Genomic DNA, 13,079 nt, shown 5'->3' with positions numbered 1-13,079 from the left:
TGGTCTGCATTTTTGGTGAGAGCGCTTTTAGCTGACTGACATCTGCGGGCGTTTTGCCTGGAGTGTCAGTAGCACCCGATAAAGTTTCAGCGCCCGCCCGCTGATCAATCCGCAGACAAAACCTGACGCCGTGGCCTTGAGCAGCAACATCTCAACAGTGACGGCGAACTCCGGATGCACCTCATCCTGATAGCCGAAGTAATAGTTCACGGCAAAAAACAGCAGGTAGAGCACCGGTGTTTTAACCGTGCCCGGCACGATCAGCCCGGTTTCCGGATCATCCAGCTCAATACCCTTGTGCGCAAATACAACCAGTGCCGTGAGGCTGCCCATAATGACGGCGGCCAACCAGCAGCCAATCGATAGTTGAGGGTTCAGCGTCAGGTTCAGCGAGTACAACGACCAGCCGAGCAAAAGCGGTGGAGTGACAAGCAACGACGTTTTGCTTTCATGGGTTGGGGATAAGGCTTTGACGCCGTAGTAACAGAGCAGCAGAAAGATCGCATAAACCCATAGCGGGGTGTTTTGCAGGGTATTGAGCATTACGTAGCATCCGTGCCGGGAATGAAGAGTCCGGATAATAGCTGCTGCCATGGCCGAGGCTATCGACTATTTCCCCGTCGAATTCATATTCATCGAACGAGTCATCCATTGCTCCGCCGTTTGCTCATCCACCGGTAAGGAGAAGCGAAAAGTCGCGCCGCGTCCCGGCACATCGATCAGCTCGATCTCGCGACCGTGCAATTGCAGGATTCGGTGCACGATCCGCAATCCCAGCCCGCCATCGCGCCGTGCGCCACCAATGTTGAATGGACGCAGGAACAGCCCTTCACGTAATGGGGGGGCGATGCCAGGACCGGTGTCGCTGACGGTCACTTCGATAAAAGCCCCTTGGGGGCGGAGGCTGAGTTCGATTTCTCCCCCTTGGGGCGTGTGGCGCAGGGCGTTATCGAACAAATTGGTCAGCACCCGCTCGATCAGCCCCAGGTCGGCGCAGGCCACGGCGACGTTGGGGGCGAAGGTGGCCTTGAGTTCAATCTGGCGCGCTTCGGCGCTGAGTTCGAACTTCTGAAAAATGTCCTGCACCAGATCAGTCAGGGAGAAACGCTCCAGCACCGGTTGCACGAAACCGTGTTCCAGCCGCACCAGTTCCAGCAACGATTGCGCAAGGCCGCCGACCTTGCGGCTTTGATCCAGGGCGATTCCCAGATAGCGACGGCGATCGGCGGGGGACAAGGTGGCGTCCTTGAGCGAAAGGGTTTCCAGGTAACCGTGCAGCGAGGCCAGCGGTGTGCGCAGGTCGTGGGAGATGTTGGCCACCAGTTCGCGACGCTCCTGATCCTGACGGGTCAGCGAGCGCCATTGTTCACCGAGGCGCGCTTGCATCTGTCGGAAGGCTGCGTCGAGTACGGCTATTTCATCGTGGCTGGCGGCCTTTTCCATGGGCTCCGGCTCAGGTTCCGGCGAAGCGGTCGGAACGCCGTTGATATCGAACTGACTGACTTTCTCGGTCAAGCGACGCAATGGCCGGGTGATCAGGGCGAATGCCGTGAGGCCGGCAATCAGGCACAGCAACGCCACCAGTCCGATGGACAACAACGCGGTATTGAGTGCGGCGCTGGTGGCTCCGCGCTCGGCGAAGCGGTCATGCGCTTCGCTGAGCAACACCACGTACAGATAACCGGCCGGCTGACCGTTGACCCGCAAAGGCGCGGCGCTGAACACCTTGCGACCGTCGACGCTGCGTGGATCGTCGCCGAGAATCGGCAATGCCTCGCCTTTGAGCAAGCGCTGGATTGGCAGCAGATCGACCTGCTCCCTGTGTATCCGGCCTTCGGGCGCGGCGCTGCCGACAATCCGGCCTCCTGTGTCCAGCAGATAGACCTCGACACTGGGATTGACCAGCATCAGCTGGCTGAACAGTTCGCGCACCGCATTGGGCATCGGGCCATTGCGGTCCATCAGCACGGTGTCGTGGGCAATGTGTTGCGCCAGATCCCGCGACAAGCCTTGCACCACTTCCAGTTCATGCATCTGACTGGAGCGCACCTGCATCCACGCCGAGGTACCGCAGCACACCAGCAACAGCACGGCGAACACCAGGGACAGGCGTTGAGTCAGGGTCAGCCTCATGGCTGCTCTCCGCTTGCTGCGAATTTGTAGCCACGGCCCCACACCGTGAGGATGCGCGCCGGTTGCGCCGGATCGGCCTCGATCTTTGCCCGCAGGCGGTTGATATGAGTGTTGACCGTGTGTTCGTAGCCTTCGTGGCTGTAGCCCCACACCGCATTGAGCAGGTCCATGCGCGAGAAGACTTTGCCAGGCTGACGGACAAAGAAGTACAGCAGGTCGAATTCCCGTGGCGTGAGGTCAAGACGCCGGCCGTCGAGGGAGACTTCACGGGTGATCGGGTCGATGGACAGGCCATCGCTGATCAGACTGCCTGCATCCATTTTCAGATTGCGGGCCATGGCGTCGACCCGTCGCAGCAGTGCCTTGACCCGTGCCACCAGCTCGAGCATGGAAAACGGTTTGGCCAGGTAATCGTCGGCACCGAGCTCCAGCCCCAGAATCCGATGCACTTCGCTGGAGCGCGCACTGGTGATGATGATCGGTGTGTATCGGGCCATGGCCCGGGCACGGCGGCAGATTTCGAGGCCGTCGACGCCGGGCAGCATCAGGTCGAGGATCAGTGCGTCCCAGCTTCCTTGCTGCAACAGACGCATGCCCTCGTCGCCGTCGGCGCAGTGCACCACCTCGAACTGCTCATCACGCAGATGCAGGCAGATAAGGTCGGCGATGTGCAGGTCGTCCTCGACCACCAGGACGCGTTTGGTCTGTTCCATGGAGCTCGATCCTTTGTGACGCAATGAACACATTGTGCGGGTTTTCCTGAGGTTGAGTTATCACGAATTATTTAACTCCTCGTGAGGATTTGGCGATCAACTCAAGCCTAGGCTGTGTTCCATGCAAGGCACCTGGAATTTTGGAGAAGGCCATGTTTTCACGGCGACAGTTTCTTGTAGCGAGCGGCGGGCTGGGGGCTGCAGCCCTGGTGATCGGTGTATTGCCAAAATTTTCCACAAGCGTTGCGCTGGTCGATGAAGCCCGCGCGCAGGAGGTTTTCGAGGTGACCCACAGCGACAGCGAATGGCATGCCCGGCTCAGCGCCGAGCAGTACGAAATACTGCGCGAAGAGGGCACCGAACGGGCCTACAGCAGCCCGCTGAACAACGAGCACCGCAAAGGCGTTTTTGCCTGCGCCGGTTGTGATCTGCCGTTGTTTTCTTCCGACACCAAGTTCGACAGTCGTACTGGCTGGCCGAGTTTCTGGGCTCCCCTGGACAACGCGGTGGCCACCCGACAGGACCGCTCCTTCGGTGTATTGCGCGAAGAGGTGCACTGTCGTCGTTGCGGCGGTCATCTGGGGCATGTCTTCGAGGATGGGCCAAAGCCCACCGGTCTGCGCTACTGCATGAACGGCCTGGCGCTGACCTTCAAGCCACAGGCGTGATCCATGGGCACTTCCTTTCACTCACTTCATGCAGGTCGACGTTATGTGGCTTCTGGTCCTCGCTTATCTCGGTGGTGTGCTGACGATTGTCAGCCCGTGCATTCTGCCGGTATTGCCCTTTGTCTTCGCTCGCACCGGGCAGCCATTTATGAAAAGTGGCTTGCCGCTGCTGGCGGGGATGGCGCTGACCTTCGCGCTCGTCGCCTCGTTGGCGGCGGTGGGCGGCGGTTGGGTGGTGCAAGTCAATCAATACGGTCGCTGGCTCGCGTTGCTGTTCGTTGCACTGTTCGGGTTGACGCTGTTGCTGCCGCGGTTGGCCGAGCGCCTGACGCGTCCACTGGTGGCAGCCGGCGGTCGGCTGTCGCAAGCCGCGGGCGCCGATGCCCGGCCGCGTCCCGGCGCTTCATTCCTGATCGGCGTCGCCACGGGCCTGCTCTGGGCACCCTGCGCCGGGCCGATTCTGGGTTTGCTGCTGACCGGCGCGGCGCTGCAAGGGGCAAGCATCGCAACCACTGTGTTGCTGCTGGCTTACGCGGCCGGTGCCGCCACTTCTCTCGCCGCGGCACTACTGCTGGGCGGTAAGGTCTTCGCCGCAATGAAGCGCTCGATAGGCGCGGGCGAGTGGCTGCGTCGAGGCCTGGGCGCTGCGATGCTGGTTGGTGTGGTGGCGATAGCCCTGGGACTGGACACCGGGATTCTGGCGCGGTTTTCAACGGCGTCCACCGGCGGTATCGAACAGGCGCTGGTCAACCGGTTGGCCAGTAAGACTCCGGCCAACAGCGGGGCGATGATGGCGCAGATTCCACGGGCCGGCGATCAACCCGCCGGCGGCATGATGGCCGCTGGAGAGGCGATGAAAGTGACCGCGAAGGCGCCGAACGCGCTGCCGATTGAGGGCAGCCTTCCATCCCTGGACGGCGCCGTGCAATGGCTCAACTCGCCCCCACTCACCGCTCAGGCGTTGAAGGGCAAGGTCGTGCTGGTGGATTTCTGGACTTACTCCTGCATCAACTGCCTGCGCACCCTGCCGTATGTGAAGGCCTGGGCTGAGAAGTATCGCGATCAGGGTTTGGTGGTGATCGGTGTCCATGCGCCCGAGTTTGCCTTCGAACGGGATGTGGGCAATGTCACCAAAGCCATGAAGGACCTGGGCATCACCTACCCGGTGGCCATCGATAATGACTACAAGATCTGGCGTGCTTTCAACAACGAATACTGGCCGGCCCATTACTTTGCCGATGCTCAGGGACGCATTCGTTATCACCATTTTGGTGAAGGCAAGTACGCCGAGTCCGAGCAAGTGATTCAGCAACTGTTGCGTGAGGCGGGAGCGGCGAAAGTCGCGCAGGGGCTGATCAATGCCAACGCCCAGGGTGTTCAACTCGCCCCGGACATGAATGAAGTGCAATCGCCCGAAACCTATGTCGGCTACCGGCGGATGGAGCATTTCGCCTCTGAAACCAGCCTGGTGCCGGACAAGGCGACTGCCTATAAGCCACCGTCACAACTGGCCCTCAATGACTGGAGCCTGGACGGTCAATGGGCTGTCGGTCCGGAGCGGGCCGTTTCAAACGCTGCGGCCAGTCGTATCGTCTATCGGTTTCACGCTCGCGACTTGCACTTGGTGTTGGGCCCCGGTGCTGACGGCAAACCGGTGCGTTTCAAAGTGTTGATCGACGGCAAGCCCCCAGGTGATGCCCACGGTATCGACGTCGCGCCTGATGGCAGCGGCAGCGTCACCGAGCAGCGGTTGTATCAACTGGTACGCCAGACCACAGGCGTAAAAGACCGGACCTTCAGCATCGAGTTTCTCGACCCGGGTGTGTCGGCGTATGCGTTTACCTTTGGTTGATAGCCCCCATTCATTCAGGAGACAGCCCATGAAAACCCCATTCAACTGGCGTCGCACATTTCTGGGTTTGGCCGCCGCCAGCGTTATCGGTCAGTGCTCTGCATTCTCGTTCGCAGGCGCCGAAGAGGCGGTCATCATCCCGGCGCCGACGCTTGACGAAACCACCCAGGCGCACAGCGAAACGGCGGTTTTTGCCGGTGGTTGCTTCTGGGGCGTCCAAGGCGTGTTTCAGCATGTCAAAGGGGTGAAAAATGCGGTTTCCGGTTATGCCGGTGGCGCAGCCAATACCGCTCAATACGAGCGGGTCAGCGAGGGTGACACCGGCCATGCGGAGGCTGTCGAAGTGACCTTCGATCCTGCTCAGGTCAGTTACGGAAGCCTGCTGCAGATCTATTTCTCGGTGGCCCACAACCCCACCGAACTCAACCGCCAGGGCCCGGACCGAGGCACTCAGTATCGGTCGGCGCTATTCCCGAAAAGCACCGAACAGCAACGCGTCGCCCAGGCTTACATCACCCAGCTCGACGCTGCCCATTCGTTCAATAAACCGATTGTCACCAAGCTGGAAAGCTACAACGGTTTCTACCCGGCGGAAGAGGAGCATCAGGACTTCCTGACCGAGCACCCGACGTACCCCTACATCGTGATCAATGACCTGCCGAAAGTGGCTCAGTTGAAGCAACTGTATCCGGATCGGTATCAGGAAAAACCAGTATTGGTGAAAGCGGGCATGCAGGGCGGCTGACAGGACGGAGTCGCCTCACCCAGAAATCAGGTTCTTGCCCGCGATTTTCGACCGATACAACGCCTGATCGGCCCTGGCCAGCAACCCGGTCTGTTGTTCTTCTTCAAAGCGCTGCACCACGCCAAAACTCATGGTCACTTGATAGTCCCCGACCGGCAGCAGGCTCGCCAGGCCATGACGGATTCTTTCAGCGAGTGACCTGGCGTCGGCCAACAAGGTATTGGGCAAAATCAGGATGAATTCGTCACCGCCCCAGCGCGCCAACAGATCGCCTTTGCGCACGCAGTGCTTCACACTCTCGATCACTTGCACCAACGCTGCATCTCCCAAGGCGTGACCGTAGTGATCGTTGATGTTTTTGAAGTCATCGAGGTCCATGGCGATCAGCGACAGGGGTTCGCGGAAGCGTTGGGCGCGGTCGCATTCCTTGGGCAGGGTTTTCTCCAGTCGATAGCGATTGGCGATGCCGGTCAGCACATCGGTTTCTGCCAATTTGCGATTTTCTTCGAGTTGAATCTGTAACTGCTGATTGACCCGGGACAACTCCCGAGTGCGTTCCTTGACGATGGCTTCCAGGGATTGATTACGCCGCTCCATTTCTTCGATCAGGCGTTTCTTGTCTTCGATGCTGCGGTGCGCGCCGATCATTCGCGCCACCGAGCCGTCGGCATTACGTGCCAGCACGTAGCCGCGATCCTCGATCCAGGTGTAAGTGCCATCGCGCATGCGACAGCGATACTCGGCCTGATAACCGGGAGCGCGCTGATCCAGGTAGTCATCAAACAACGCCATGACTCGCGAATAATCGTCGGGGTGGATCACGTTTTCCCAGGTCAACACATTGTTGTCCAGGGAATGAGGCGTATAGCCGAGCATCTCGTACCACCCGGGGTTGCGATAGACGAACCCGGTGTTGGCGTTCCAGTCCCAGATACCATCGCTGACCAGTTCCAGAATGGTGTGCAGCATGTTTTCGTTAAAATCTGACAGATCGAACTTCAACGGCTCGATTTTCGATGCCTCACCCATCATCGGTCTCCCTGCCGTCCTGATATTAACGTGACTCGTCAGTCGAGGAGATTAGTTCATGGCGTATTGCCCCGGCTAGTGCTTGCCCCACCACTGCAGTGCAAAGTCAACGAAGCTGCGCAATTTCGGCAAACGGTAGCGGTCCTGGGCATACACCAGGTTCATCGGCCGACTTGGCAGTTGGTAGTCCTGCATCAAGGCCACCAGTTTTCCGTCCCGAAGGTCTTGTTCCACCAGCGCATCGGGAACCATCACGATGCCCATGCCGGTTCGCGCCGCTTGATGCAACCCCGCCGAGCTGTTGATCAACATCGGCCCGCTGACCGCCACCATGACTTCACCTTCGGGCCCCTTCAGGCGCCATTGTTTGGCTACCGAGTGCCAGTCATCTCCGGCCGGGTAGGCGAAGGCCAAACAGTCATGGTGTTGCAGGTCGGCGGGTTTCTGCGGTGTGCCTCGACGCTCCAGATAATCCTTCGATGCGCACAGGGTCATCGTGTAGTCGATGAGCGGGCGAGAAATCATGTTGGACAGCTCGGTCGTGCCCAGACGAATCGCCACGTCGAAACCGTTGTCGAGCAAGTCCAGGCGCTGGTTGGTCAAAACGACATCGAGTTTGACTTGCGGGCAGCGCAGGGTGAACTCGCTCAGGGCCGGTGCGAGCCGTTCGGTGCCGAAGGTCAGCGGTGCGGTGATGCGCAGAGTGCCGCTCGGCTCGTCGAGGGTTTGTTCGGCCAGGCGTTCGGAATCAGCCACCAACCCCAGCACTTCGAGACACCGCTGATAGTACGCCGTGCCGAATTCCGTCAAACGCTGACGCCGTGTCGTACGGTTGAGCAAGCGCACACCCAGGCGTTGCTCCAGAGCCCGCAGGTGATTACCGACCATGGTCGTGGACATTTCGCACTGCAAAGCGGCGGCGGTCATGCTGCCGGCTTCCACCACTCTTACGTAAACGGTCATTGCCTGGAATAAATCCATTATCAAGCCCAGCTTTAAAATGATTGAAGTGTTGCGGTATTTATCCAGCTCAGGTGGCTAACCATACTGCAAAAACACCGACTATTGATGGAGCTTGATGTCATGACCGCCACCTGCCTGATGAGCACTTACCAACCTCTGGCCCTGAGTTTCAGCAAAGGCCTGGGCACGCGCCTGTGGGATCAGGCCGGTCGTGAATACCTGGACGCGGTGGCGGGCGTGGCGGTGACCAACGTCGGCCATTCCCATCCGCGAATCGTGTCGGCCATCAGCGAACAGGCCGGGTTGCTGTTGCACACATCCAACCTGTACAGCATCGACTGGCAACAGCGGCTGGCGCAGAAACTGGTTCGGCTGTCGGGCATGGAGCGGGCGTTCTTCAATAACTCCGGTGCCGAAGCCAACGAAACCGCGCTGAAACTTGCGCGGCTTTACGGCTGGCACAAAGGCATCGAGCAGCCGCTGGTAGTGGTCATGGAGAACGCTTTCCACGGACGGACCCTCGGCACCTTGTCGGCCAGTGACGGCCCGGCGGTGCGCCTGGGGTATAACAAGTTGCCGGGGGACTTCATTAAAGTGCCATTCGGCGACCTCGCTGCCCTGGAGAAGGCGCAGAAAGCCCACGGCCCACGCATTGTGGCGATTCTGATGGAGCCGATTCAGGGCGAAAGTGGTGTGCAAGTGGCGCCGCCTGGTTATCTCAAAGCGGTGCGCGAGCTCTGTGACCGGCGCGCCTGGTTAATGATGCTCGACGAAATCCAGACCGGCATCGGCCGTACCGGCCAGTGGTTTGCGTTTCAGCACGAAGGCATCATCCCGGACGTCATGACCTTGGCCAAAGGCCTGGGTAACGGAGTGCCCATCGGTGCCTGCCTGGCTCGGGGCAGGGCTGCGGATTTATTCACACCTGGCAGCCACGGCAGTACATTCGGCGGCAATCCGCTGGCGTGTCGGGTGGGTTGCACCGTGCTGGAGATCATCGAGGAACAAGGCCTGCTGGAAAACGCCAGACTTCAGGGCGAACGCCTGCTTGCCAGATTGCGCGTCGAACTGGCCGACGATCCGAACGTCCTGGTGATCCGTGGCCAGGGATTGATGATCGGCATCGAACTCGCCCAACCAATCCGCGACCTGACCCTGATCGCCGCACGGGATCACGGTTTGCTGATCAACGTGACACGGGGCAAGACCATTCGCCTGCTGCCACCGCTGACGATTGATGAGCGGGAAGTGGAAATGATTGTCAGAGGAGTGGGGCGGGCGGTGAAAGCGGCCTGAATGTGCTCAGTAGTGATACCTGCAAAGCACGATGTGCACCTCACCATTCTCGATTGCATAAACCAGGCGATGCTCGGAGGTGATTCGGCGTGACCAGAGGCCGCTCAGATTGTGTTTGAGCGGTTCAGGTTTGCCCAATCCTTCGAAGGGCTCACGCAGGATCGCCTTGATCAGCAGGTTGATTCGTTTGAGCCCGGCCTTATCGTTTTGCTGAAACCACAAATAGTCGTCCCAGCCTTCAGGAGTGAACTCGATATTCATTCTTCGATAAGTTGCCTGACTTTGGTTTTCCCTGCTCGCAGGTTGCCGATTGATTTGATCAGTCGTTCGGCATTGGCTGGAGAACGGAGCAGATAGGCTGTCTCTTCGAGAGCGTTGTACTCCGCCAGAGACATCATCACCACAGGTTCGCCTTTCTGGCGGGTAACCAGCAATGGGGCACGGTCTTCGTTGACCCGATCCATGGTTTCGGCCAGATGTGCACGTGCGGTGGTGTAGTTGATGGTTTGCATGTTGTAGTCCTCGCTCAATGCAAAGAACGTACAGAAATGAGTACATGATGACAAGGCGACACCTACGAGTGGTCATTACGCAGACGACATATCCACGCTGGGTTAAAGTATCGCTGAAGCTTCTTCAAGACGTTTCTGCGAACGATGTAATCCCATTCTGACAATCTCGCCAGCTAGTCGTGTCCAATGTAGGAGTCCGATTCGCACGCAGAAAACGGCAGGGACGATCAGTCGGTTGGTTGCACCGCACTGACGAAAGCCGAGACTTCAGCCTGATTCATCAGTTGGCGTTTCGACCCGCTAAACCGGTCAAACAAACGCTGATGGGCGGCAAATCCACTGGACCCTTGGCGAGTACGGTAGCTGCCGGCCCAATCGAGTAACGCAATCAGCAACTCTTCCTTCTCGTCCCGCCTCGCTTCTCGCTGGCGTATGTTGTTCACGCAATCTTCGTCCTCCAGACACAGCCAGATCAGCGCAGTGGCCTGCTCCACAAGTTCGCTGACCATCCAGCCGTAAACACCCTCGATAACCCAACGCTCTTCACTCGCCGCCACCCGCGCCATTCCCAGTGCTTCGTTGCGGGGACGGGCGATGCTGTGTTCATCGGATACCCAGTGAATCAGGTCGAGATCGGTACAAGGCACTTGCAGATGCTCGGCCAGTCGTTTGGCCAGCCAGCTCTTGCCCGAGCCGGAATTGCCAATGATCAGGGTTCGAGTGAGGTTTAGGGTGGCCGGGTAATGATTACTCATGGTCATTCGTGCGAAGTCAGTCGGCTGTTTCGGACATTTCTGGCGCGATCATTCGCGTCTTCGGCGATCCATCCGCATTGAATTGATAAATATCCTGTGGCTGGCCCTTTTCATTGAAGAACACTTGGCCAATTCCTGCCGAGTTCCACAACCGTTCCCCTGCTTCGGCGTGTTCGGGGATGTGCGGAACAATGCGCATGCGTCGGCGTTTGGTCAGCCAGTTAAGGGGCGAGCGGGGCGAGTAGAGCCAACGGTTGAGGCGGTCGAACCATTCGAGCAGGGCGGGTGGGAATTCGTTTTTGATGCCGCTGCTGGTGATCTGCCAGATACGCGGGCCGGCCTTGCGGTGTCGGATCAATACTTCATAGACGAAGGAATAATGCACATCACCGGACAGCACCACGTAGTTACCGGGTGTGCGGGAGTGTCGGAAAATGTTCAGGATCACCTGAGCCGCGCCGCGATGAGCCATCCAGTTTTCGGCGTCCACCAGCAGTGGGTAACCGCACCAACTGAACACGCGCTGTACGGTTTCGATCAATTTGACGCCGAAGATCGGCGCCGGTGAGACGATGATCGCCGAAGAATGATCGAGCAATTCCTGTTGCAGCTCACTGAGCGCTTCCCAGTCCAGCAGGCCCGACGGCTGCTTGAGATTCATCTCGCTACGCCAGCGCCGGGTGCGGGTGTCGAGCACCACCAGCGCCGGGCGGGTGGGCAGCACGTAATGCCACTGCTGAAAACTCAGCAGTTCATCGATCAATTCGTCCTGGATCTCGCTGTCGAGGTGATGGTCTTGCCCCGTGACGCTCAATAAGCGGGTTTTTTCCAGTACGTTGCCAAACGCATCCGGGTTGTTGCCCCAACCCTGACACAACATATAAGCAAGCAGCGCGTTGCCGATGATGCGCTTGGAGAACGGATGGTTGTAGGCCGTTTCCTCCCATTGCGCAGAAAGATTCCAGTCATCGGTAATATCGTGGTCATCGAAAATCATCAGGCATGGCAAATGCGCCATCGCTCGCGCGACGCCACCCAGCCCCGCCTTGAACCCATCGATGCGCGTCTGCTCCAGGGCATAACGCTTGCGTCGTTCGGGCGTCAGTGTCGGTGGTTGCGGCGCGATCAACGTCCAGGGCGTTGGCGACCACACCAGCAGGTACATGGCCATGACTTCGGCGAAGGTCACCAAATGATTGTCGGCGCTGCTGCTGGTGAAAATCGGCTTACGCGCCCCACCGAAAAATCGCTCGCGCAGGGTTTCGTTGCTCTCAAGTGCCGGTAACAAATCCGCACGATGGTAGTAGCTGGCCGGATGTTCGTAGAGTTTGGTGCTGACGCTGACCACTGCGCCGTCGAGGTGTTCGTCGAACAACCCCAAGCGTTCGATCAAGGCATGAATTGCACGCAGCATTGGCCCCGCGACATCATCTGCATACACCTGATCGCCGCTCATCATTAATAGAACCGGACGCTTGCTTGCGTCCGGCTCTGACGCGAGCAACCGGTCGACACACAGCAAGCCATCGGCCGCCGGATGGTGAGGTTTACGGCAGGAGCCATGTAGCAACTGATCGATCTGTGAGCGCAACACAAAGTTCGGGCAGCGCGCTTCGCCATATAGTAGGTGAGGTGCCCATTCGGCGATGCCCGACGGAGCGCCATCCGCCTCGGTGATCAGCAGGTCGTACTCGATTAGCGTGTCGCAGGGCAGGGCGGTGTTCAGCGGTACATCGATTAGATGAATAAAGGCATGAGTGCCGACGGGAATGATCGTGCATTGATCCGCATTGAGGCGGATATCGATGCCTTGCAGGCGCAGCGTCAGCGCCAGCGCACGCGACCCGACCAGCCAGAGCACCAGCCGCGCAGGTTCCAGGCGCCGCAATAACGGGCCGACGAGTACGGGTGGTAGTGATTGATGAGCGTCAGCTAGTGGCAAAGACATGGACATCCCGTTCAAGAATCCTGGCGCAGAGGGGCGCGATCATAGCGCAGCTGGTAAAGAGGGCGGGTTTGTCGACGGGTAATGCAAGCAAAGCCTGGACTGCTCATGAGGCAGAAGTCGGTACTGCGCCTAAGCCGCATGGATTAGGTAAAAATAATTACAACAGGTGGTTGACCACCAAATAAAACACTGTATTATTCGCCTCCCGCTAACGAGGAGTTTGAAACTGAGTTAGCGGCAAGTAGTTGAATTTCATGAAGAAAATTTGAAATTTACTGCTTGACAGCAACAGAGGCTGCTGTAGAATGCGCGCCTCGGTTGAGACGAAAGATCTTAACCAACCGCTCTTTAACAACTGAATCAAGCAATTCGTGTGGGTGCTTGTGGGGTCAGACTGATAGTCAACAAGATTATCAGCATCACAAGTTACTCCGCGAGAAATCAAAGATGTAACCAACGATTGCT

Annotated in this window: 13 protein-coding genes; 4 read left to right on the top strand and 9 right to left on the bottom strand. The window is 58.6% G+C overall.

The window, feature by feature from the left end; translation table 11 throughout:
* Positions 1 to 27 precede the first annotated feature (27 nt).
* The 3 genes from AC07VO_RS29655 to AC07VO_RS29645 form a co-directional block, all read right to left on the bottom strand.
* A complete protein-coding gene (locus AC07VO_RS29655; protein WP_086946440.1) occupies positions 28 to 543 on the bottom strand; it encodes a hypothetical protein in 516 nt (171 codons plus the stop codon).
* A 66-nt stretch (positions 544 to 609) separates the two neighbouring features.
* On the bottom strand, positions 610 to 2,133 hold the full coding sequence (locus AC07VO_RS29650) for a sensor histidine kinase (RefSeq protein ID WP_086946439.1): 1,524 nt from the start codon (positions 2,131 to 2,133) through the stop codon (positions 610 to 612).
* Entirely contained in the window at positions 2,130 to 2,846 is a 717-nt protein-coding gene (locus AC07VO_RS29645) for a response regulator transcription factor (protein ID WP_018930163.1), read from the bottom strand. The genes AC07VO_RS29650 and AC07VO_RS29645 overlap by 4 nt, the downstream gene beginning before the upstream one ends.
* Before the next feature lie 152 nt (positions 2,847 to 2,998).
* On the opposite strand from AC07VO_RS29645, the gene msrB reads away from it, so the two are divergent.
* The 3 genes from msrB to msrA are packed head-to-tail and all read left to right on the top strand — an operon-like array spanning position 2,999 to position 6,111.
* The gene (gene msrB / locus AC07VO_RS29640; protein WP_018930164.1) at positions 2,999 to 3,514 is read left to right on the top strand and encodes a peptide-methionine (R)-S-oxide reductase MsrB; all 516 of its coding nucleotides are present in this window, start codon (positions 2,999 to 3,001) and stop codon (positions 3,512 to 3,514) included.
* 43 nt (positions 3,515 to 3,557) lie between these two features.
* Positions 3,558 to 5,366, top strand: a complete 1,809-nt coding sequence (locus AC07VO_RS29635) for a cytochrome c biogenesis protein DipZ (RefSeq protein WP_086946448.1) — start codon at positions 3,558 to 3,560, stop codon at positions 5,364 to 5,366.
* 28 nt (positions 5,367 to 5,394) lie between these two features.
* Positions 5,395 to 6,111, top strand: coding sequence for a peptide-methionine (S)-S-oxide reductase MsrA (gene msrA / locus AC07VO_RS29630; RefSeq protein ID WP_086946438.1), 717 nt, complete (start codon positions 5,395 to 5,397; stop codon positions 6,109 to 6,111).
* Positions 6,112 to 6,126: 15 nt separating this feature from the next.
* Here the strand turns inward: msrA and AC07VO_RS29625 are convergent, their stop codons facing one another.
* Both AC07VO_RS29625 and AC07VO_RS29620 read right to left on the bottom strand, forming a co-directional pair.
* Complete coding sequence (locus AC07VO_RS29625; protein ID WP_086946437.1) at positions 6,127 to 7,140, bottom strand: sensor domain-containing diguanylate cyclase; 1,014 nt, start codon at positions 7,138 to 7,140, stop codon at positions 6,127 to 6,129.
* A 75-nt stretch (positions 7,141 to 7,215) separates the two neighbouring features.
* Entirely contained in the window at positions 7,216 to 8,121 is a 906-nt protein-coding gene (locus AC07VO_RS29620) for a LysR family transcriptional regulator (protein ID WP_026286730.1), read from the bottom strand.
* A 102-nt stretch (positions 8,122 to 8,223) separates the two neighbouring features.
* Between AC07VO_RS29620 and AC07VO_RS29615 the strand changes: the two genes are divergently transcribed.
* On the top strand, positions 8,224 to 9,399 hold the full coding sequence (locus tag AC07VO_RS29615) for an aspartate aminotransferase family protein (RefSeq protein ID WP_018930169.1): 1,176 nt from the start codon (positions 8,224 to 8,226) through the stop codon (positions 9,397 to 9,399).
* A gap of 6 nt (positions 9,400 to 9,405) precedes the next feature.
* On the opposite strand, the gene AC07VO_RS29610 is transcribed toward AC07VO_RS29615, so the two are convergent.
* From AC07VO_RS29610 to AC07VO_RS29595, 4 genes are all read right to left on the bottom strand, one after another.
* Positions 9,406 to 9,660 carry a Txe/YoeB family addiction module toxin gene (locus AC07VO_RS29610; protein WP_086946436.1) on the bottom strand — a complete coding sequence of 85 codons (255 nt, stop codon included), beginning with the start codon at positions 9,658 to 9,660 and terminating at the stop codon, positions 9,406 to 9,408.
* A complete protein-coding gene (locus tag AC07VO_RS29605) occupies positions 9,657 to 9,911 on the bottom strand; it encodes a type II toxin-antitoxin system prevent-host-death family antitoxin (protein ID WP_007940444.1) in 255 nt (84 codons plus the stop codon). The genes AC07VO_RS29610 and AC07VO_RS29605 overlap by 4 nt, the downstream gene beginning before the upstream one ends.
* A 227-nt stretch (positions 9,912 to 10,138) precedes the next feature.
* A complete protein-coding gene (locus tag AC07VO_RS29600) occupies positions 10,139 to 10,666 on the bottom strand; it encodes a P-loop NTPase family protein (RefSeq protein ID WP_018930170.1) in 528 nt (175 codons plus the stop codon).
* Positions 10,667 to 10,682: 16 nt separating this feature from the next.
* A complete protein-coding gene (locus tag AC07VO_RS29595) occupies positions 10,683 to 12,620 on the bottom strand; it encodes an alkaline phosphatase D family protein (RefSeq protein ID WP_495007732.1) in 1,938 nt (645 codons plus the stop codon).
* Between the last annotated feature and the right edge of the window lie 459 nt (positions 12,621 to 13,079).

It is taken from the genome of Pseudomonas sp. GW821-FHT03E01 (genome assembly GCF_059420765.1).
This window is presented reverse-complemented; position numbering and strand designations above follow the sequence as displayed.

Bases quoted from the DNA above. Each gene is read 5' to 3' on its own strand.
- msrB (WP_018930164.1), top strand. From the start codon at position 2,999: ATGTTTTCACGGCGACAGTTTCTTGTAGCGAGCGGCGGGCTGGGGGCT.
- AC07VO_RS29625 (WP_086946437.1), bottom strand. From the start codon at position 7,140: ATGGGTGAGGCATCGAAAATCGAGCCGTTGAAGTTCGATCTGTCAGAT.
- AC07VO_RS29610 (WP_086946436.1), bottom strand. From the start codon at position 9,660: ATGAATATCGAGTTCACTCCTGAAGGCTGGGACGACTATTTGTGGTTT.
- msrA (WP_086946438.1), top strand. From the start codon at position 5,395: ATGAAAACCCCATTCAACTGGCGTCGCACATTTCTGGGTTTGGCCGCC.
- AC07VO_RS29600 (WP_018930170.1), bottom strand. From the start codon at position 10,666: ATGAGTAATCATTACCCGGCCACCCTAAACCTCACTCGAACCCTGATC.
- AC07VO_RS29605 (WP_007940444.1), bottom strand. From the start codon at position 9,911: ATGCAAACCATCAACTACACCACCGCACGTGCACATCTGGCCGAAACC.
- AC07VO_RS29645 (WP_018930163.1), bottom strand. From the start codon at position 2,846: ATGGAACAGACCAAACGCGTCCTGGTGGTCGAGGACGACCTGCACATC.
- AC07VO_RS29655 (WP_086946440.1), bottom strand. From the start codon at position 543: ATGCTCAATACCCTGCAAAACACCCCGCTATGGGTTTATGCGATCTTT.
- AC07VO_RS29595 (WP_495007732.1), bottom strand. From the start codon at position 12,620: ATGTCCATGTCTTTGCCACTAGCTGACGCTCATCAATCACTACCACCC.
- AC07VO_RS29615 (WP_018930169.1), top strand. From the start codon at position 8,224: ATGACCGCCACCTGCCTGATGAGCACTTACCAACCTCTGGCCCTGAGT.
- AC07VO_RS29650 (WP_086946439.1), bottom strand. From the start codon at position 2,133: ATGAGGCTGACCCTGACTCAACGCCTGTCCCTGGTGTTCGCCGTGCTG.
- AC07VO_RS29635 (WP_086946448.1), top strand. From the start codon at position 3,558: ATGTGGCTTCTGGTCCTCGCTTATCTCGGTGGTGTGCTGACGATTGTC.
- AC07VO_RS29620 (WP_026286730.1), bottom strand. From the start codon at position 8,121: ATGGATTTATTCCAGGCAATGACCGTTTACGTAAGAGTGGTGGAAGCC.